The 20,132-nt window shown below is 67.1% G+C and carries 20 protein-coding genes; 13 read left to right on the top strand and 7 right to left on the bottom strand.

All coding sequences use genetic code 11. The annotated features are described in order from the left end of the window. The first annotated feature begins 5 nt into the window (after positions 1-5). On the top strand, positions 6-1,379 hold the full coding sequence (gltX, locus tag GH266_RS02485; protein WP_158192486.1) for a glutamate--tRNA ligase: 1,374 nt from the start codon (positions 6-8) through the stop codon (positions 1,377-1,379). Here the strand turns inward: gltX and GH266_RS02480 are convergent. Together GH266_RS02480 and GH266_RS02475 are read right to left on the bottom strand one after the other, a co-directional pair. Further along, entirely contained in the window at positions 1,342-2,604 is a 1,263-nt protein-coding gene (locus GH266_RS02480; RefSeq protein ID WP_158192485.1) for a DUF2865 domain-containing protein, read from the bottom strand. The genes gltX and GH266_RS02480 overlap by 38 nt on opposite strands. Positions 2,605-2,725: 121 nt before the next feature. Beyond that, entirely contained in the window at positions 2,726-3,223 is a 498-nt protein-coding gene (locus GH266_RS02475) for a MarR family winged helix-turn-helix transcriptional regulator (RefSeq protein WP_244953763.1), read from the bottom strand. A 208-nt stretch (positions 3,224-3,431) separates the two neighbouring features. Between GH266_RS02475 and GH266_RS02470 the strand changes: the two genes are divergently transcribed. After that, positions 3,432-3,812: a hypothetical protein gene (locus GH266_RS02470; RefSeq protein ID WP_158192484.1), complete on the top strand. Its 381-nt coding sequence runs from the start codon at positions 3,432-3,434 to the stop codon at positions 3,810-3,812. A 73-nt stretch (positions 3,813-3,885) separates the two neighbouring features. Then, positions 3,886-4,407: a CreA family protein gene (locus tag GH266_RS02465; RefSeq protein WP_199270428.1), complete on the top strand. Its 522-nt coding sequence runs from the start codon at positions 3,886-3,888 to the stop codon at positions 4,405-4,407. A 77-nt stretch (positions 4,408-4,484) separates the two neighbouring features. Here the strand turns inward: GH266_RS02465 and GH266_RS02460 are convergent, their stop codons facing one another. Continuing rightward, entirely contained in the window at positions 4,485-4,829 is a 345-nt protein-coding gene (locus GH266_RS02460) for an ArsR/SmtB family transcription factor (protein ID WP_158192483.1), read from the bottom strand. A gap of 250 nt (positions 4,830-5,079) precedes the next feature. Between GH266_RS02460 and GH266_RS02455 the strand changes: the two genes are divergently transcribed. After that, positions 5,080-5,280: a hypothetical protein gene (locus GH266_RS02455; RefSeq protein WP_158192482.1), complete on the top strand. Its 201-nt coding sequence runs from the start codon at positions 5,080-5,082 to the stop codon at positions 5,278-5,280. A gap of 119 nt (positions 5,281-5,399) precedes the next feature. Here GH266_RS02455 and GH266_RS02450 read toward each other — a convergent pair whose 3' ends face one another. Further along, positions 5,400-7,142 carry a L,D-transpeptidase family protein gene (locus tag GH266_RS02450; RefSeq protein WP_158192481.1) on the bottom strand — a complete coding sequence of 581 codons (1,743 nt, stop codon included), beginning with the start codon at positions 7,140-7,142 and terminating at the stop codon, positions 5,400-5,402. A gap of 330 nt (positions 7,143-7,472) precedes the next feature. Between GH266_RS02450 and cysS the strand changes: the two genes are divergently transcribed. From cysS to pssA, 9 genes are all read left to right on the top strand, one after another. Next, a complete protein-coding gene (cysS, locus tag GH266_RS02445) occupies positions 7,473-8,918 on the top strand; it encodes a cysteine--tRNA ligase (RefSeq protein WP_158192480.1) in 1,446 nt (481 codons plus the stop codon). Positions 8,919-9,190: 272 nt separating this feature from the next. Further along, complete coding sequence (locus GH266_RS02440) at positions 9,191-9,565, top strand: endonuclease domain-containing protein (RefSeq protein ID WP_158192479.1); 375 nt, start codon at positions 9,191-9,193, stop codon at positions 9,563-9,565. Next, positions 9,558-10,100, top strand: coding sequence for a GFA family protein (locus GH266_RS02435; protein ID WP_158192478.1), 543 nt, complete (start codon positions 9,558-9,560; stop codon positions 10,098-10,100). The genes GH266_RS02440 and GH266_RS02435 overlap by 8 nt, the downstream gene beginning before the upstream one ends. A gap of 69 nt (positions 10,101-10,169) precedes the next feature. Then, entirely contained in the window at positions 10,170-11,762 is a 1,593-nt protein-coding gene (gene cimA, locus GH266_RS02430) for a citramalate synthase (protein ID WP_158192477.1), read from the top strand. Positions 11,763-11,799: 37 nt separating this feature from the next. After that, entirely contained in the window at positions 11,800-12,729 is a 930-nt protein-coding gene (gene rarD, locus GH266_RS02425) for an EamA family transporter RarD (protein ID WP_158192476.1), read from the top strand. Between the two features lie 83 nt (positions 12,730-12,812). Further along, a complete protein-coding gene (locus tag GH266_RS02420; RefSeq protein ID WP_158192475.1) occupies positions 12,813-13,214 on the top strand; it encodes an ArsR/SmtB family transcription factor in 402 nt (133 codons plus the stop codon). Beyond that, positions 13,211-15,160, top strand: a complete 1,950-nt coding sequence (locus tag GH266_RS02415; RefSeq protein ID WP_158192474.1) for an ABCB family ABC transporter ATP-binding protein/permease — start codon at positions 13,211-13,213, stop codon at positions 15,158-15,160. Before GH266_RS02420 ends, GH266_RS02415 begins: the two co-directional genes overlap by 4 nt. 137 nt (positions 15,161-15,297) lie before the next feature. Continuing rightward, entirely contained in the window at positions 15,298-15,999 is a 702-nt protein-coding gene (locus GH266_RS02410; RefSeq protein ID WP_158192473.1) for a phosphatidylserine decarboxylase, read from the top strand. A 13-nt stretch (positions 16,000-16,012) separates the two neighbouring features. Beyond that, positions 16,013-16,912, top strand: coding sequence for a CDP-diacylglycerol--serine O-phosphatidyltransferase (gene pssA / locus GH266_RS02405; protein WP_158192472.1), 900 nt, complete (start codon positions 16,013-16,015; stop codon positions 16,910-16,912). Positions 16,913-17,021: 109 nt separating this feature from the next. Here pssA and GH266_RS02400 read toward each other — a convergent pair whose 3' ends face one another. The 3 genes from GH266_RS02400 to GH266_RS02390 form a co-directional block, all read right to left on the bottom strand. Then, on the bottom strand, positions 17,022-17,765 hold the full coding sequence (locus GH266_RS02400) for an SDR family NAD(P)-dependent oxidoreductase (RefSeq protein WP_158192471.1): 744 nt from the start codon (positions 17,763-17,765) through the stop codon (positions 17,022-17,024). A 10-nt stretch (positions 17,766-17,775) separates the two neighbouring features. Then, the gene (gene purF, locus GH266_RS02395) at positions 17,776-19,305 is read right to left on the bottom strand and encodes an amidophosphoribosyltransferase (protein ID WP_158192470.1); all 1,530 of its coding nucleotides are present in this window, start codon (positions 19,303-19,305) and stop codon (positions 17,776-17,778) included. A 145-nt stretch (positions 19,306-19,450) separates the two neighbouring features. Then, positions 19,451-20,092 carry a CvpA family protein gene (locus GH266_RS02390; protein WP_158192469.1) on the bottom strand — a complete coding sequence of 214 codons (642 nt, stop codon included), beginning with the start codon at positions 20,090-20,092 and terminating at the stop codon, positions 19,451-19,453. Positions 20,093-20,132: the final 40 nt, after the last annotated feature.

Raw genomic sequence — 20,132 nt, 5'->3', positions numbered from 1 at the left:
TGGCCATGACCGTCACCGTTCGCTTCGCCCCGTCGCCCACGGGCTTCCTGCATATCGGCAATGCCCGTCCGGCGCTGATCAACTGGCTCTTCGCGCTGCGCCGCGAGGGGCGCTTCATCCTGCGCTACGACGACACCGACAAGGAGCGCTCGACCGAGGAATTCGCCTCGGCGATCGCGGAGGATCTCGGCTGGCTCGGCATCGCGCCGCATGAGAGCTTCCGCCAGTCGGACCGGCTGCCGCTCTACGATGCGGCGGCCGAAAAGCTCAAGGCGGCCGGGCTGCTCTATCCCTGCTTTGAGACGGCGGACGAGCTGGAGCGGCGGCGCGCAAGGGCGCGGGCGCTCGGACGCCCGCCGGTCTATGACCGGGCGGCCCTGAAGCTCAGTGATGAGGAGCGAGCCCGGCTGGAGGCGGAGGGACGGCGGCCGCACTGGCGCTTCCTGCTGCCGAACCACGACGGCGATCCCTTCGTCACGCGGCGGGTGGAGCGCAGCTGGGACGACCTGTGCCGCGGGGCGCAGAGCATCGATCTCGCCTCCCTGTCCGATCCGGTGCTGGTGCGCGAGGACGGAAGTTATCTCTACACGCTGCCGTCCATCGTCGACGACATCGCCGCCGGGGTGACCCATGTCATCCGCGGCGAGGACCATGTCGCCAACACGGGCGTGCAGATCGCCATCTTCGAGGCGCTGGATGCGAGCCCGCCGGTCTTCGGGCATCACAACCTGCTGACGACGGTTTCCGGCGAGGGCCTCTCGAAGCGCAAGGGCGCGCTGTCGCTGCGTTCGCTGCGCGAGGAGGGGTTCGAGCCGATGGCGGTCGCCTCGCTCGCCGTTCTCACAGGCACCAGCCATGCGGTGGAACCGGCGGAGAGCCTGGCCCGGCTGGCGGAGGTCTTCGACCTTGCCGACGTGTCGCGTTCGTCGGCCAAATTCGATCCGCAGGAGCTACGGCCGCTCAACGCGAAGCTGGTGCATGCCCTGCCATATGCCGACGTTGCCGAGCGGTTGTCAGCCATGGGCGTTGGCGATGCGCAGCCGGGGGGCGAGGCCTTCTGGCTGGCGGTGCGCGAGAATTGCGAGACGGTGGCGGATGCCGCGCGCTGGTGGCGCGCCGTGACCGCGCCCGAGCCGCTGCCCGTGGCCGAGGAAGACCGTGCGTTCCTTCGCGAGGCGACGGAGCTGCTGCCGCCCGAGCCTTACGACGAGACGACCTGGGGCACCTGGACGGGTGCATTGAAGGCGCGGACGGGCCGCAAGGGGCGGGGGTTGTTCCTGCCGCTGCGCAAGGCGCTGACGGGCGAGGAGCACGGGCCGGACATGAAGGCCTTGCTGCCGCTTATTGGGCGACGAAATAGCGCGGCCCGACTATCCTGACATTGCGCTCGGCGGGCGGCTCGGACGGGCCGTCCATGCCGGGGTCTGCAGCGGCGGCACTTTCGGCGCCGGCCGTCGCCGGCTTCGGGCGCGAGGACGAGCCGAGGACCGGCAGGGCCGGGCCCTGGCGCACGGGCGAGTAGCCCAGCTCCATGTTGGTGCGGGTGTCCGGGTCCTGCAGCTGCAAGGCCTCGATGGCCTCCTGCGCATCGTCGGTCGGCAGGCCGTCGGGAGCAACGCCGCTGCGCAGCTCCTGCCCGGTGCCGGTCTCGACATCGCGCAGGTAGGCGGCGGCCTCGTCGTCGCCGCTGCGGATCAGGCTGGCCATGGTCTGGCGGTCGGCGCTCGGCTGGCAGCCGCACCCTTCCACATAGGAAACGCGGAACCGGTTGGCATTTGGCAGGTCGCCATAGGGCATGCCGGTGACGGAGACGAGGTTCTCGACCGTTTCGCCCGGATTGCGATGGACGAAGAGCTCGGCCTCGGCGCCGGGGCACATGGAGCGGCACACGGCGGCATCGCGGCCGAAGCCTTCCTCGCCGGTGGCGAAGCTCACGGGGAAGAAGAACCCGTCGCACATGCGCACGCACATGGTCCGGTAGGTCGGGCCGGAAGGACGGCGCGCGATGGCGGCGCTGTCGCCGGAGCTGAACCGGACGGTCGAACGCGGCCGCGGCTCGCTCTGGTCCTGTTCCACGGCGACCTGATGCGTCACGGCCTCGTTGCGGCGGCCGATGCCGAACAGCGACAGAAAGCCGCCGCCGGAGGGCGGTGCGGACCGGATGCCCGGATTGGCGGGGGCATGGGCCTCGCGCGGGGCGTCGCAGTTCTGACGGGCCAAAGCCTTGCGCAGGGCCGCCTCGCGGCCATTGCTGCGGGTCGTTCCGGCATGGCGGGCGCGTTGCCGCTCGATCTTGGCGAGGTTGGCGCGCATGTTTTCGATCTTCGGACCGAGCCCCTTGCAGGACGGGGCGCCGGCAGCACCTCCGCAGCCGAGATGGCGGAAGTCGCGCTCGGCCAGGCCCAGGGCGCGCGACTGGGCGCGGTGGGCCTCGTCCCACTTGGCATATTCGGGCGAGCGCGAGCCGCCGGCCGAGATCTGCTGCAACTCGGCACGCAGGGCAGAGCAGCTGGCGGCGACAGCCGGGCCGCCGACGGCAAGGATCAGGCCCGCAGCCACGAGGGCGCGCAGCAGTCCTTTTCCCATGCCGTTCTCGAGTGCCATCGACGCGATCCGCTTGCGCAAAAGGGGGCAGCCTGGTCGCAGCCAGGCTCCAACGGGGCCGACTATGGCGCCAGGTCGCGGCGCGGCACAAGGAAATGCTCGACTTTTAGTAAACTCGCACCTAACCGGCGGCGACCGTGTCCGCGCCGTCGAGGTCGATGCTCAGTTCCTTCGCGCGCCCCGCCAGTTGCTCCAGCACCCGGTCGAACACCAGCCGGTCGGCCGGGTCGAGCGGGGCCACCAGCGCTTCGATGAAACGATGCGCTTCCGGCACCAGCTGGCGATAGGCGCCCATGCCCTTGTCGGTGAGCTGCAGGAAGCTCTCCCGCATGTCCCGGGCGTTGGCCTTGCGCAGCAGGAAGTCGCGATGTTCAAGGCTTGCGACCGCGCGCGAGACCTTGGTCTTGTGCATGTGGCTGTGCGCGCCGATCTCCTTGGCGGTCATCGTCCCGAATTGGCCGAGGGTCGCCATGATCCGCCATTCAGGCACGCTGATCGCGTAGCGCCGGCGATAGATGCCGGCGAGCGACTGGCTGACGGTCTCGGCGAGCACGTTGAGTCGATAGGGGAGGAACCCTTCCAGCTCGAGAGGCCGTTGATCGTTGCCCATGTCGCTCATCGAGTGCTCGCTTTCAGCTGCCGTGGGCGACAGGCAGGCCCGGCCGGCGGCGGCAATCATTGCATGTATGGTTGCAATTCTAACGATTGGCGGGACACGGGCAAGGGTGCGACATCGGGTGTTCCCGGATCGGCTTGCGGCCGGTGGCCAGGCGTGGCAGTCAGGCAAGGGGCGGGGCAATCAGGTTCCAGACAGGATGACCGGCAGGATGGCGAAGACGGCAGGACGGGCGGACAAGACGCAGGCACCGGAAAAGGCTGCTGCCGCACCGCCGAAACCGCAAAGCCCGGTGCTGGTGTGGACGGTGCTCAACCACGTGCTGCTGCTGCCGCTGGCAGGCGCCTTCCTGCCGATGGGGTTGTTTCGCGCCGGCATTCAGGACGAGCAGGGGATGCTCGCCGCCGCCATTCTGGCCGTGCTGGTCGTTCTGACCCATGGCGCGTGCTGGCGCGTGGCTGCAAGGGCCGGCGAGCGCGGACTGGCAGGCGCCAACATCGTGCTCGGGCTGTTGAGCCTTACGGCGCTGGCGCTCTTGTCGACACCTTCGCCCCTGGTCGCGGCCGTCCAGATCGGGAAGCTCTTCATCTGAGGACGGCGGGCGCACCGCTTGCGCCTCTTCCGGCCGCCCCCCATATGCGGCTCGACCATACCGGGAGACTGAGATGATGAAATCCTTCCTGCGGGCCGCCGTTCTTTCCGTCGCCGCGCTCGCGGCGCTGGCGCAGCCGGCCCTGTCGGCCGACGAGCCGGACCTGATCTTCAAGAAGTCGACGGTCTGGAAGTTCCTGACGCCGGACCACAAGCTGGCGACCTATGCGGTGGACGATCCGCTGGTCGAGGGCGTCGCCTGCCACTTCACCGTGCCGGAAAAGGGCGGCGTGTCGGGCTGGCTCGGCGTTGCCGAGGAAGTGTCCGACATCTCGCTCGCCTGCCGGCAGGTGGGGCCTGTGACCTTCAAGGCGAAGTTCGAGCAGGGCGAGGAGATGTTCCGCCAGCGCCGCTCGTTCCTGTTCAAGAAGATGCGGATCGTGCGCGGTTGCGACACCAAGCGCAACGTGCTGGTCTATCTCGTCTATTCCGACAAGATCATCGAGGGCAGCCCGAAGAACTCGACCTCCACGGTGCCGATCATGCCCTGGGGCGAGGCGAGCGCGCCGCGCTGCGGGGACTGGCTGGACAACTGACCCGCCGGATCTGCGCGCCGCGTCGGACAGATGCGGCCGCTGACAGGTGCGTGGCGGCGGCGGTCACCCGGCGACGGTCACCCGGCGCCGGTCGTCTCCAGCCGCCTGCCTTTGCGGGCTGCCATCGCCTCGGGAGGACAGAAATGCTTCTCCAGCAGGGCCAGGACGTCCTGGGCAATCTCGCTGTCGAGGCTGTAATAGATGGTGGTGCCCTCGCGGCGTGTGCGCACCAGACCCTGCGCCCGCAGCAAGGCGAGTTGCTGCGAGACGGTCGGCATGCGCATGCCGGTCAAATCGGCGAGCTGGCCGACATTGGTTTCGCCGTTGGCCATATGGCACAGCAGCATGAGGCGCGGGGCAGAGGCGAGCATCTTAAGAAAGCTCGCCGCATCCTCGGCCTTTTCCTGAAGCGCGTCGATCATTTCCGTCCTTCCCGAACGCCGTTGGGTGCAAGAGGCGGCCCCGATCCCGCCGCTGCACAGCACATCGGCCTCGAGCCGCAACGGCCAGCCCGCTCACGCAGGAGGAGCTCGCCAGTCTGCAATTCGAAGTCGCGGCATTAGAGTGGAACAATTCCTTCGACGCAAGATATCAGCGATTGCTAAAAGTCGAACTATGTCCCTGAGGGTTAATAATGCAGCCGATTTTATCCTTCGTGCACAGGGAAGGTGCATGAAACGCAATGTCGTCCCGGTTTCTGGACGTCATGTCGGTGGCAAAAACGAATCCCGCGACCGGCGCCAGCATGAGCGCTCCGAAGAGGGACGCGGCGACGAGCTGGCGGACCAGGCGTCCGCTGCGATCGAGGAGGGGAGAAAGGGTCGTCTGCATGGCACTGGCTCCGATACGCTGGGCCTTGAACTGTGCCGATGATGCATCGGGGCGACTGAACCCGTGCTGAGACGTGCCTTTATGTGCCGTTCAGATTGGTAAAGGCGCCGCCCTTGCGGAGCGGCGCCTTTAACGTTTGAGCGGGCGAGGGCCGGTCCCCGTCAGAGATTGGCGGGCCGCAACTGGGCGATTGCCTTGGCCAGCACCTTGTCGCGGTCGTAGATGTCGCGGCGGAAATGCACCGAGCCGTCCTTGTTCACCCAGGCGGTCAGATAGGTGAGGTGGACGGGCATTGGCTTCGACAGCTTGATCACCCGCCGCTCGCCGCTGTTGCGCACCGCCTCCAGCTTGCCCTTCGTCCAGCCGTCGGAGCCGAGCAGGGCCTGGCCAAGGTCGAAGGGGTCCTCGGCGCGGATGCAGCCATGGCTGAAGGAACGCTGGGCGCGGTCGAACAGCGACTTCGACGGTGTGTCGTGGATGTAGATGTTGAACTTGTTCGGGAACATGAACTTGATGCGGCCGAGCGCGTTGCCCTCGCCGGGATCCTGGCGCAGCGTGAAGGGGAAGCTGGCGCGGCTGTAGGAGCCCCAGGCGACCGACCAGGGATCGATCTCGCGGTTCCCCGAGAAGACGCGGATGTTCTTGGCCAGCAGCGCGCCGGGGTCGCGCTTGAGCATCGGCAGGTATTCGGTCGTGGCGATGGAGTAGGGCACCGTCCAGTAGGGGTTCACCTCCGCATAGGTCATCTCGTCGGAAAAGACCGGGGTGGCATGGTACGGCTTGCCGACGACCACGCGGGTGGTGTGGACGGTCTTGTCGTTCTCCACGACCTTGAGGTTCTGGTCGGCCAGGTTGACGAAGACGTAGCGGGAGCCGAGATCGTCCGGCATCCAGCGCCGCCGCTCCATGTTCAGCTCCATCTGGTCGATGCGCGTGGAGATCGGCACGTTGATCTCGGCGAGCGTGTTCTTGCCGATGACGCCGTCCACCTCCAGGCCGTGGCGCTCCTGGAAGAGCTTCACAGCCTCGACCAGCGCGCCGTCATAGACGTCGCCGGTATGGCTGCCGGGCGTGAAGAGGTCCTGCTCGGCCAGGCGGGTGCGCAGCGCCTCCGCCCGGGTGTCGGTCATGCCCGGCTTCAGCGTCTCGCCCTCGGGAACGGCGGTGAAACCGCCGGCGGCCTCCTTGGCGCGGTAGTCGGCGAGTGCCGTCTTCAGCCGTGCATAGTTGGGCGTATTGGGGGAAAGCCCCTCGATGGCGGCGGCGAAGTCCTCGGACGTGTCGACGAACTCGAGCACCACGGCCGGATCCGGTGCCTTGGGGAAGAGGTTCAGCGAGCGGTTGACCTCGTTCGGCTTCACCCGGCCCGCGGTCAGGTGGTTGGCATAGGTGACGAAAGTGTTGGAGATCGCGACTTCCAGCTCCGCGAGGCCCTCGGTGTCGGTCGCCGCGCTTGCCAGCTGGCGCAGCCGGTCGGGCGCGTAGTCGGCCGGGTCGAGCGCATGGTCGCCCGCCCTCTCGAAGGCGGACAGCAGCAACTCGCCATGGGGATTGAGGCCCTGCTCGCTGACCCAGAGCGGCTGGAACACGCGGTTCTCGTAGTAGCCCTGGATGCCGAGTTCCAGCTCTTCCTCGCTGCCGGCATTGACCGAGGCCTCGAGCATCACCGTGGTGTTGACCGACAGCTCCCGGGCGATCGCCATGGCGAGCGGGTCGGTCGGCAGATGCGCCTCTCCCACCTGCACGCTGCCCGTCGGCGCGCTTTCCACCGGCAGGGCCGACTGGGCGTGCGCCGGCACTGCAGTGGCCGACAGCAGCGCGGCAAGCGCGAGGGCCGGGACGGCGCTGGCGAGACGCAAGAACGCAACCGGCCGGGGCCGGGTCTCACAGGCGAAGGGGCTCATGACTTTCTCCCACAAATGACCTCCATCATACGGTGGAGCCGCAGCCCTAATATGACGGAGTCTCCTCAACGCCAGTGTGATCCAGGACACGCGTTGAACGCCAGCGAAAAGCCGCTGCGAGGCGCGGCAACCCGCCTTTTGACGCTTGACCGGGCCAGGCAAACGGGTCAGAACACTTGCCATGTGCACGGCCCATCGGAAGACCATTTCGATTCTCATTATTTGCAGCTAGCGACAAAGCTGGCTGTGGCCGTTCCCCTCATGCGTGAAGCTCTCCGACAAGGGAGATGAGACGGACGCCCCGGCCAGCTGGCCAGGAGACGACCGATCATGCTTTCCGCTCATCGATTGAAACTGACCAACACGCTGACCCGGGCGAAGGAAGACTTCGAGCCGGAGGACGCCGGGAACGTGCGCATGTATGTGTGCGGGCCGACGGTCTACGACTACGCCCATATCGGCAATGCCCGGCCGGTCGTCGTGTTCGACGTGCTGTTCCGCCTGCTGCGCCATCTCTACGGGCAGGATCACGTCACCTATGTGCGCAACATCACCGACGTGGACGACAAGATCAACGCGCGGGCCCTGCGCGACTATCCCGACCTCCCGCTCAACGATGCGATCGCCAGGGTAACGGGCAAGACGGCCGATCAGTTCCATGCGGACGTGAAGGCGCTGGGCTGCCTGGCCCCCACGCACGAGCCGCGCGCCACCGCCCATATCGGCGGGATGATCGAGATGATCGGCACGCTGATCGCCAAGGGGCATGCCTATGAGGCGGAAGGCGAGGTGCTGTTCGACACCGGCTCGATGCCGGCTTACGGCGAGCTGTCCAAGCGCAATCTGGAGGACCAGAAGGCGGGCGCGCGGATCGCCGTCGATGCCCACAAGAAGAACCCCGGCGACTTCGTGCTGTGGAAGCTGTCGTCCGAGGACGAGCCGGGCTGGGACAGCCCCTGGGGGCGCGGGCGTCCGGGCTGGCATATCGAGTGCTCGGTGATGAGCGCCCATCACCTGGGCCCCGTCTTCGACATCCATGGCGGCGGGCTCGACCTGATCTTCCCGCATCACGAGAACGAGATCGCCCAGTCCTGCTGCGCGCACGGCACCAAGCTGATGGCGCGCTACTGGCTGCATAACGGCTTCCTGCAGGTGGAAGGCGAGAAGATGTCGAAGTCGCTCGGCAACTTCATCACCCTGCACGACCTGCTGGAGACGGAGAAGGTGGGCGGTCGCCCATGGCCGGGCATGGCCATCCGCCTCGTCCTGCTGATGACGCAGTACCGCCAGCCGCTCGACTTCACCGAGAAGGCGCTGGAAGAGGCCGAAGGACTGCTGCAGCGCTGGGACGATCTGATCAACCGCGCGGGCGTTCAGCCGGCAGCGGCGACCCTGCCGCCGGAAGCGCTGGTGGAGGCGCTGTGCGACGACCTCAACACGCCGCGGGCCATTGCCGCGCTGCACGGGCTCGCACGCGAAGCGCGCGGCGGGGATGCGGCCGCCGCTCAGACGCTGGCCGATGCGCTCGGCTTCCTCGGCTTCGACCTGAGCGAGATCCGGGCAGCCGTCGAGGCGGTTCAGGAAGCGGCTGCCGATCCCGAACTGATGGCGAAGGTGGATGCCCGCATTGCCGAGCGGCTTGCCTTCATCGAGGCGAAGGACTGGGGCGAGGCCGACCGCATCCGTGCCGAGCTGGCCGATGCCGGCGTCGTGCTGAAGGACGGCAAGGACCCTGCGACCGGCAAGCGCGTGACGACCTGGGAGCTGGCGCAGTGACCATGACGGGCCATGCGAGGTGCAAACAGAGGTCGCGTGGCAGTGCCTCGCGTCCCTCTCCCCCCTTGAGGGGGAGATGCCGGCAAAGCCGGCAGAGGGGGGTAGGGGGCTCTCCACTCGTACGCTCGGTTTTTGAGGGGAGGTTTGTCACCCCCCTCTGTCTCCTGCGGAGACATCTCCCCCTCAAGGGGGGAGAGGGGTACTTGCGGCGACGTCCCGGCGAGATAGCCCGGGGTGTTGTTTTGCGGCAGCGTGAGGGACGGTCCTGAGAGATGCCGCATCACGAGGTCGCCAAAGCACTGCGCGGTAACGCCAAGTCACTTCGCCGGGACATGACCGAGGCGGAGAGAAAGCTCTGGCGCGCATTGCGGGGACATCGTCTCGAGGGGATTTCCTTTCGCCGCCAGATGCCAATCGCAGGCTATATCGTCGATTTCGCGGCCCCGGCTCACCGTCTTGTCGTCGAACTGGATGGTTCTCAGCATGGTGAGGCCCGTGGAGCACGCGTCGACCGACTGCGAGACGAAACGCTTTCCGGGTTGGGATGGAAGGTTCTGCGTTTCTGGAATCCGGACGTCCTGAAGGAGCTCGATGGGGTTTGCAGGAAGATCCTGGAAGCATGCGAAGAGGAGAAAGCACATGACTGACGCGGTCATTCACACCGGTGGGTGCCAGTGCGGCGCGATCCGCTTTCGTGTCGAGGGAGCGCTGGGCACTGCTTCGATCTGCCATTGCCGCATGTGCCAGAAGGCGTTCGGCGGCTTCTACGCGCCCTTGGTCGCGATCGAGCGCCCGCAACTGACATGGACGCGCGGGGAGCCGGCGCAGTTCCGCTCCTCCAACCATGTGACCCGCGGGTTCTGCCCGTCCTGCGGAACGCCGCTCACCTATGAGGAGCCGGGCGACAAGCTGGCGCTGGCCATCGGTGCGTTCGACCACCCGGAGGAAATCGCCCCTAAGATCCAGTTCGGCGTGGAGGCGAAGCTGCCTTACGTCGACACCGTCTCGGCGCTGCCCGAGCGCGACACGATGGACGATCTGGAGGCCGCCTCGTTTCTTGCCACGATCCGTTCCAACCAGCATCCCGACCGGGAAACGGAGAGCTGGCCGCCGGACGAGTGGCCGCAGGACGCCTGGTCGAACGCCCCCTCTCACCTGCCACGCAATCCCGGGAAAGCCTGACCGGCCCCGTGCCGGCCCCCCATCCACGAACGACCGGCCGCAAAGGCCGGCGACCCCAAGGACCCGACCATGACACGCGAACGCCTCTACCTGTTCGACACGACGCTGCGCGACGGAGCGCAGACGGCCGGCATCGACTTCTCGGTGGAGGAGAAGATCGTGATTGCGGAGCTTCTGGACCGGCTGGGCGTCGATTACGTGGAGGGCGGCTATCCGGGCGCCAATCCGACCGACACGGCCTTCTTCGAGGCCAAGCGCACGAAGGCGGCGACCTTCACCGCCTTCGGAATGACCAAGCGGGCAGGGCGCTCGGCCGCGAACGATCCGGGGCTGCAGATGGTGCTGGGCTCGGCGGCCGAGGCGGTGTGTCTCGTCGCCAAGAGCTGGGACTATCATGTGCGCGTGGCGCTGGGCTGTACCAACGAGGAGAACCTCGAGTCGATCCGCGGCAGTGTCGAGGCCGTGACGGCGAGCGGCCGCGAGGCGATGATCGACTGCGAGCACTTTTTCGACGGCTACAAGGCCAACCCGGCTTACGCGCTGGCCTGCGCCAAGACCGCCTATGAGGCCGGCGCGCGCTGGGTGGTCCTGTGCGACACCAATGGCGGCACGCTGCCCTCGGAGGTGATGGAGATCGTCGGGGCGGTTACCGCGCATGTGCCCGGCGTGCATCTGGGCATCCACGCCCATGACGATACGGGCCATGCGGTCGCCAACTCGCTGGCCGCCGTTGCGGCCGGCGTGCGCCAGATCCAGGGAACGCTCAACGGCATCGGCGAGCGCTGCGGCAATGCCAACCTGATCACGCTGGTGCCGACCCTGATGCTGAAGTCTCCCTACCGGGAGCAGTTCGAACTCGGCGTGAGCGCCGAGGCGCTGGCCGACATCACCTCGATCTCGCGCGCCTTCGACGAGATCATCAACCGTTCGCCGGACCGGCATGCGCCTTACGTCGGCGAGAATGCTTTCGCCACCAAGGCGGGCATCCATGCCTCGGCGATCCTGAAGGAGCCGGAGACCTACGAGCATGTGCCGCCGGAGACCGTCGGCAACCGGCGCCGGGTGCTCGTTTCCGACCAGGCCGGCAAGTCGAACCTGATCGGCGAGCTCGCCCGGCTCGGCATCGCCGTCGACAAGGCCGATCCGCGCCTCGATGCGCTGCTCGCCGACGTCAAGGAGCGCGAGGCGCAGGGCTATGCCTACGAGGCGGCGGACGCCTCGTTCGAGCTGCTGGCCCGCCGTCGGCTCGGCGAGGTGCGGCGCTATTTCGACGTGTTGTCGTTCCGCGTCATGGTGGAGCGGCGCTTCAATGCCATCGGCGAGCTGGTCACCGTCTCCGAGGCGGTGGTGAAGATCGACATCGACGGCGAGACGCATATGTCGGTGGGCGAGGGCAACGGTCCGGTCAACGCGCTGGACACGGCCCTGCGCAAGGATCTCGGGCGCTACCAGTCGGTCGTCGACGAGATGGAGCTGACCGACTTCAAGGTGCGTATCCTCAATGGCGGCACGGATGCCGTCACGCGCGTATTGATCGAGAGCTACAACAAGAGGACGCACAAACGCTGGTTCACGATCGGCGTTTCGGGCAATATCGTCGATGCGTCGTTCCAGGCGCTCATCGATTCCCACACCTACACGCTGCTGAAGGCCGGGCTCTGACGGGCAGCCTCGCAGCAGCCCAGCGGATCACGCGATCATGACCTCCCAACCGACAGCCGCGGCGGCCGATGCCGAGCGGCGCCTCGGCCTTGCCTTCGCCCTCTCTGCATTCCTGCTGTGGGGCTTCCTGCCGGCCTACTACAAGTGGACGGCGGCGATCCCGGCGGATCTGGTGGTCGCCCACCGGATCCTGTGGTCGGTGCTGTTCCTGGCGATCTTTCTCGGCGTTCGCGGCAAGCTCGGCGAGGTGGGGGCGATCCTGCGCGATCCCGCGACCTTGTCGAAGCTGGCATTGTCCGCGGCGGTGATCTCGATCAACTGGCTGGTGTTCATCTGGGCGGTGGAGCGCGGCCGGATCCTGGAAGTGAGCTTCGGCTATTTCGCCAATCCGCTGGTTTCGGTCGCAATCGGGCTCGTCGTGCTCAAGGAGACGTTGAGCCGCTGGCAGACCGTGGCGATCGTGCTGGCGGCCATAGCCGTTGCCGTCCAGGCTATGGCGCTCGGCGGTTTTCCCTGGGTCTCCGTCGCGCTGGCCTTCTCCTTCGGCATCTACGGCTATGTGCGCAAGACGGTGGCGGTCGGAGCCTCGCCGGGCCTGATGGTCGAGGCCATCGTGCTGGCGCCGCTGGCCTTTGCCTATCTGGTCTATGCGGGCCTTTCCGACGGCGGCGCTGCGATGCCCGACGTGTGGCCGATCGACCGGCCGAGCCTGTTCCTGCTGCTGCTCGGCACTGGCGTCGTGACGGCCGTGCCGCTGGCGCTGTTCGCGGCCGGTGCAAGACGCCTGTCGCTGACGGCCGTCGGGCTGATGCAGTATATCGCGCCGAGCATCCAGTTCCTGCTGGCGCTCTATGTCTATGGCGAGGAGGTGGAGCCGGTGCGGCTGGCGACCTTCGGCCTCATCTGGGTCTCGCTGGCGATCTTCACCACCGACACGCTCATCAGGCACGAGCGCTCCCGCGGCTGAAGAAAAGCTGCGCCGTCGCTTGTCGGGAAGCGGCAGGCAGACTAAAACCCATCCATCGGTAAATTACGATGAATGGGTATTCCATGCGTGACCGAACCGCTGCCCGGCTCCGCGACGAGCCGGCCCGCCCCCTTGCTGCCGCCATCGACAGCGAGCGGCTCGCCCGCATCTTCAAGGCCCTGTCGCATCCGGTGCGGGTGGAGATCGTCTCCTCGCTCTCCGCCTGCGCAGGTGCCTTCTGCGGCGATATCGTTCGCGGTCTGCCGCTTGCGCAGTCCACCGTCTCCCAGCATCTCGCCATCCTGCGCGAGGCGGGCCTGATCGAGGCGGAGGAGAACGGCCGCTGCTGCCACTATCGCCTCACCGACGGCGCGCGGTCGCTGGTCGAGGGCGCCGCGGCGGAGCTTTTTGCGGCGGCCTGCTGCGAGGCGCCGGCAGGGGCGAGCGCGACGCGCATGGATGCCTGTCGAAAGGACACGGAATGACAAGTCGCCGCTCAGGCGTTCCCGGCCCCGCGCCCCGCATTTCGGCGGACGAGGTCTCGACCTTCCGCACCCTCGGCCAGCTCTGGCCCTATATCTGGCCGTCCGACCGCCCGGATCTGAAGGCGAGGGTCGGCCTTGCCGTCCTGGCGCTGGTGGTGGCGAAGATCGTCACGGTGCTCTCGCCCTATTTCTTCAAATGGGCGACGGATGCGCTGACCGTGCAGCAGGGCGATGCGTCGGCTGCCGGTGGCACGCTCGGCCTCGATGTCCTGCCGGCCTGGCTGGTGGCGCCGGTGATGCTGGTCATCGCCTACAACGTGGCGCGGGTGCTGTTCGTCGGCTTCAATCAGTTGCGCGACGCGCTGTTTGCCCGCGTCGGCCAGCACGCGGTGCGCCAGCTGGCCTTCCTGACCTTCCGCCACCTGCACGCCCTGTCGCTGCGATTTCATCTCGCCCGCCGCACCGGCGGCCTGTCGCGGGTGATCGAGCGCGGCGTCAAGGGCATCGAGAACATCGTCCGCTTCACCATCCTCAACGGCATCCCTACCGTGATGGAATTCGGCGTGATGGCGGCGGTGATCTGGTACCAGTTCGGCTGGATCTACGTTGCCGTCGTCGCGGTCATGATCGTCGCCTATACCTGGTTCACGGTGCAGACGTCGAACTGGCGCATCGCCATCCGCCGGGAGATGAACGACAACGATACCGAGGCGAATTCCAAGGCCATCGACAGCCTGCTGAACTTCGAGACCGTGAAGTATTTCGGCAACGAGCAGATGGAGGCGGAGCGCTTCGACCGCTCGATGGCAGGCTACGAGCGAGCGGCCACCCGCACCTGGACATCGCTGGCCTGGCTCAATTTCGGCCAGGCGGTGATCCTTGGCGTTGCCACGGCGATCTGCATGGTGATGTCGGCCCGGGCGGTGATGGCCGGCACCCAGACGCTGGGCGATTTCGTGATGATCAACGCGCTGCTGCTGCAGCTGTCGATCCCGCTCAACTTCATCGGCTTCCTCTACCGGGAAATCCGCCAGGGCCTTACCGATCTCGAGGCGATGTTCCAGCTGCTCGGCCAGCCGGCGGAGATCACCGACCGGCCGGGCGCGACGCCGCTCGCGGTCCAGGGCGGCACCGTGCGCTTCGAGGACGTGACCTTCCATTACGATGCGGACCGGCCGATCCTGCAGGGCATCGCCTTCGAGGTTCCGGCCGGGCGCACGGTCGCCATCGTCGGGCCGTCGGGGGCGGGCAAGTCGACCATCTCGCGGCTGCTCTTCCGCTTCTACGATGTGACGGGCGGTCGCATCACCATCGACGGGCAGGACGTGCGGGACGTGACGCAGGAGAGCCTGCGCCGGGCGACCGGCATGGTTCCCCAGGACACGGTGCTGTTCAACGACACGGTCGCCTACAACATCCGCTACGGGCGCCCCGAGGCGAGCGAGGAGGAGGTGCGCGAGGCGGCCCGCATGGCCCAGATCGGCGACTTCATCGAGGCGCTGCCGCAGGGCTACCGCACCGAGGTGGGCGAACGCGGACTGAAGCTGTCGGGCGGCGAGAAGCAGCGTGTGGCGATTGCCCGCACGATCCTCAAGGCACCGCCGATCCTGATCCTCGACGAGGCGACCTCGGCGCTGGATACCCATACGGAGCGGGAAATCCAGGCCGCGCTCGACCAGGTCTCGCGCAATCGCACGACGTTGGTGATCGCGCACCGCCTGTCCACCGTGGTCAATGCCGACGAGATCCTGGTGCTGGAGAAGGGCCGGATCGTCGAGCGCGGGCGGCACCAGGAGCTGCTGGCAAAGGGCGGGCTCTACGCCTCCATGTGGGCGCGCCAGCAGGAGGCGAGCGAGGCGGAGGAGCGGCTGCGGGCCGCAACGGCCGACAGCGAGGGCTTCGTGGTGCGCGGGCCGCGCGCCGGCGAGGAGGTGTCTGCAGAATAGGGGGCGAAAGGTGCCTTGCCTGAGGCAAGGTGCCGCCATGGATTGATTTTGCGACCCGCTCCGGTGCAAAAGGGGCGGGTTCGCCTTGTCTGCGGAACCCTTTCTTCCGCGACCGGCCGCCATAAACGGAACCGTCCATGTCGCTGACCGATACGATCACCAAGACCTTCGTCCCCATTCACCGTGAGGGCTGGCCCTTCGTTGCCGCAGCCGGTGCGGCGACGCTGATCATCGGGTGGTTCGTCGACCCGCTGTTCTGGATCGGCCTGATCCTGACTGCGTGGGTCGCCTATTTCTTCCGGGACCCGCAGCGTGTGACGCCGATCGACGACGATCTGGTCATCTCGCCTGCCGACGGGACGGTGTGTCAGGTGGGTCAGGCGGTGCCGCCGCCGGAGCTGGATCTCGGCAGCGAGCCGATGATGCGCGTCTGCATCTTCATGAATGTCTTCAACTGCCATGTGAACCGCGCGCCCTTTGGCGGGCGGATCACCCGCGTCGCCTATCGCGCCGGCAGCTTCCTCAACGCCGAATCCGACAAGGCGAGCGAGGAGAACGAGCGCAACGGCCTTGTCATCGAGAGCGGGGAAACCCGCATCGGCGTCGTGCAGATCGCCGGCCTCGTCGCGCGGCGCATCGTCTGCTTCGTGCGCGAGGGCGAGAATATCGGCGCGGGCGAGCGTTTCGGCCTGATCCGCTTCGGCTCGCGGCTCGACGTCTACCTGCCGGAGGAGGCCAGCGTGAAGGTGGCCGTCGGCCAGACGATGATCGCGGGCGAGACCGTGGTCGCGGACCTCACCAGCGAGACGCGCAGCAGCGTGCTCACGCGTGTCAGCTGATCGGCAGCCACGGATGACCGGACCCTTCGCCCCCTACGATCCTGGCCCAACGCGCCGCCGGCGCGGTCGTGCCCCGCGTTTCCGCCGGGTGCCGCTGCGGCTGATCCTGCCCAACCTGGTGACGCTGCTGGCGCTGTGCTCTGGCCTCACGGCCATTCGCATGGCGCTGGAGTCGCGCTGGGACTATGCCATCGGCGCCATCGTCATCGCGGCGGTGCTGGATGCGCTGGACGGGCGGGTGGCGCGGCTGCTCAAGGGCACCTCGAAATTCGGCGCGGAACTCGATTCCCTTGCCGACTTCGTCAATTTCGGCGTGGCTCCGGCGCTGATCCTCTATTCCTGGCTGCTGCAGGAAGTGCGCTCGATCGGCTGGATCGCGGCGCTGATCTTTGCGATCTCGGCGGCCCTGCGGCTTGCCCGCTTCAACGTCTCCATCGACGATCCGAACAAGCCCGCCTGGTCGGTGAACTTCTTCACCGGCGTTCCTGCGCCGGCCGGCGCCTTGAGCGTGCTGTTTCCCGTCTATCTCGAATTCGTCGGCATCCTGCCGCACTGGCCGGAGCTGGCGCCGGCGGTCGCGGTCTATGTGGTGGTGATTGCCTTGCTGATGGTCAGCCGCTTGCCGACCTTCTCGGGCAAGAAGCTGGGCACGCGCGTGCGCCGCGACCTCGTGCTGCCGCTCTTCGTGGCCGCCGTGTTCCTGGTTGCCTTGCTGGCGAGCTATCCGTTCGAGGTGCTGGCGCTGGGAGCGGCCGCCTATCTCGTGTCGATCCCCTTTGCCTGGCACTGGTACGAGCGCTATCGCAAGGCCGACCCGGCGGTGGAAGACGCGGACGAGGCGGCCTTGGGCGCCGAGGACGAGGACACCGATCTCGATCACCTGAGCGAGGACGACAAGGACGACGCGCCGTAATCTGCGGCCTTCCGGCTTTCTGGAAAAGCGTATCGCCTCAAGAAAAAAAGCCCTGCGTCGCGGACGCAGGGCTTTTTCGTTCTAGCTATCCGGGCGACCCGGGACAGCGTCAGGAGGACACTTGTACGAAGTCGCGCAGCTCCTTCGACGGGAAGTCGAAGAGCTGGCCGTTGGCGGTGTTGTCCGGTGTCACGAAGTCGAGCAGGGACGCTGCAACCTCGGACGGATGCGGCAGGGTCTGCGGATCTTCGCCCGGCATCGCCTCGGCCCGCATCGCGGTGCGGGTTGCGCCGGGATTGACCAGCATGCCGGTGATCGGCGTCTGCGCGGTCTCGGCGACATAGGTGCGCACCAAGGCCTCAAGGGCCGCCTTGGAGACGGAGTAGGGGCCCCAGAAGGCCTTGCACTTGTGTGCGGCGCCCGAGGACAGGAACAGCACGCGGCCGGCATCCGACTGGCGCAGGAGCGGGTCGAGCGAGCGGATCAGCCGCCAGTTGGCGGTGACGTTGATCGCCATCACCTTGTCCCAGATCCGCGGCGAGACATGCCCGAGCGGCGACAGGCCGCCGAGAATGCCGGCATTGCCGACCAGGATGTCGAGCTTGCCCCATCGTTCATGGATGGCGGCGCCGAGCCGGTCGATGGCGTCGTAGTCCGTCAGGTCGACCGGAACCAGCGTCGCCTGACCGCCGTCCGAGCGGATCTCGTCGTCGAGTTCCTCCAGGCCGCCGACTGTGCGGGCGAGCGCGATGACGTGCGCTCCCTCGGCGGCCAGCGCCTTCGCGGTGAAATATCCGATGCCGCGGGAGGCGCCGGTGACGACGGCAACCCGTCCCTCGAAGCGTTTCGTCATGTCCTGTCCGTTATCCTACTTCGACGAGACGGGGCATGTGCGTGACGTCCCCGTCTTCAGCCATGTCGGTCAGCGGCGTCGGGTAGTCGCCGGTGAAGCAATGGTCGGTGAACTGCGGCGCCTCGTTGTTGCGCCCCTCATAGCCGATGGCCTTGTAGATGCCGTCGACCGAGAGGAAGGCGAGCGTGTCGGCGCCGATATAGTTGCGCATTTCCTCGAGGCTGTATTTCGCGGCCAGCAGCTTCTCGCGCACCGGCGTGTCGATGCCGTAATAATCGGAGAAGCGGATCGGCGGCGAGGCGAGGCGGAAATGGACCTCGCGGGCGCCGGCGTCGCGGATCATCTGCACGATCTTCAGCGACGTGGTGCCGCGCACCAGGCTGTCGTCGACGAGCACCACGCGCTTGCCCTCGATCTGGGCGCGGTTGGCCGAGTGCTTCAGCTTGACGCCGAGGGTGCGGATCTGCTGCGTCGGCTCGATGAAGGTGCGGCCGACATAGTGGTTGCGGATGATGCCGAGCTCGAAGGGGATGCCGGAAGCATCGGCGAAGCCGAGCGCCGCCGGAACGCCGGAATCCGGCACCGGGACGATGACATCCGCCTCGACCGGGGTCTCCAGCGCCAGCTGGCGGCCGAACTCCTTGCGCACGTTATAGACGCTGCGGCCGCCGAGGATCGAATCCGGGCGGGAGAAGTAGATGTATTCGAAGATGCAGGGGCGGGCGGGGCGGCGGCCGAAGGGGAAGTAGCTCTCGATGCCGCCGGGGGTGCAGACGACCACCTCGCCGTTCTCCACTTCGCGGATGAACTTGGCACCGATCATGTCGAGCGCGCAGGTCTCGGAGGCGAAGATCGGCGCGCCGTTGAGGTCGCCGAGGACCAGCGGACGGATGCCGAACGGGTCGCGGGCGCCGATCAGCTTCTTGCGGGTCAGGGCGACCAGCGAGTAGGCGCCCTCCATCTGCGTGATGGCGTCGATGAAGCGGTCGACGATCTTGTCCTTGCGCGAGCGCGCGACGAGCTGGAGAACCACCTCCGAATCGGAGGTCGACTGGCAGATCGCGCCTTCCTTGATGAGCTTGCGGCGCAGGGTCATCGCGTTGGTGAAGTGGCCGTTGTGACAGACGGCGATACCGCCGCCGTCGAGTTCGGCGAAGAGCGGCTGGACATTGCGCAGGATGGTCTCGCCGGAGGTCGAGTAGCGCACATGGCCGATGGCGTAGGGGCCGCTGAGCCGGCGGATCGTCTCGGCGTCGGAAAAGTGGTCGCCGACGAGGCCGAGGTGCCGCTCGGAGCGGAACTGGTTGCCGTCGAACGTGACGATGCCGGCGGCTTCCTGGCCGCGGTGCTGCAAGGCGTGAAGGCCGAGCGCGGTGATGGCGGCGGCGTCGTCATGGCCGAGAATGCCGAACACGCCGCATTCCTCGTGGAGGCGGTCGCCTTCGATTTCCTCGCGCCAGAAATCCCTGGCGGCTGCGTCGCGGTCGGAACCGTGGCTTTCTGCGTGATGGGGGGCGGTGTGATTATCGGCGTAGGCCATGGCCTTGGCTCCTGGTTGCCCGCGGGCGGCGGAGGCGTCCGCCGGACGGGCCTTCAAAACGCACCAGGGACGGCACCGCGGGGCGGTCCGTCCATGGCAACGAGAATTTCAGTCACATGATGCGGTCCGTTCCAGCGGACGTGCCTTAGTTGGTGGACGACCCCGAAGTCGTCAACTGCTCGATCCCGCGACGCTCGCTGTCGGTATAGCCCTGCTCGTCGCCGGTCGGGGCCGGCGCTGCAGGCGTTTCCGTCGTGCCGGCGGGGGCACCGTCGGAGCGATTGCGGATGCGGTTGAGAATGGTGTTTTCCGGGCTTTCGGGCAGCGCGTTGACCAGCCGGTTGCCGATCGAGTCGATCACCGGCTTGGACTTGGCCGTGGCGATCCAGGCAGGCTGGTCCTGCGGCACGAACCAGTTGAAGAACATCATCGCGACGACGACCAGAAGAAGGCCGCGCAGGGCGCCGAAAACGAAGCCGAGCGTGCGGTCGAGCGCGCCGATCCGGCTGTCCAGCACGAAGTCGGAAATGCGCATCGTGATGTAGCTGACGATGATCAGCGTCACCAGGAACACGGCGGCGGCGGCAACGCCGAGCGCCACGTTGTCGTTGTTGATGTACTGGCGCACGAAGGGAACGACGTGGCCATGCAGGTAGAAGGCGGCAACGGCGGCGGCGATCCAGGACGCGATCGACAGGACCTCGCGGACGAAGCCGCGGATCATGGCCAGGACGGCCGACAGGAGCATGATGACGAGAAGGATTCCGTCGAGAAGCGTGATCGGCATCGCTCGGCCTGGTCCCTGATCGCGTCGCAAGACGCCCTGT

This window comes from Stappia indica (genome assembly GCF_009789575.1).
Taxonomy (GTDB): Bacteria; Pseudomonadota; Alphaproteobacteria; order Rhizobiales; family Stappiaceae; genus Stappia; species Stappia indica_A.
The sequence above is the reverse complement of the archived record's forward strand: the minus strand, read 5'-3'. Positions and strand labels throughout refer to the sequence as shown.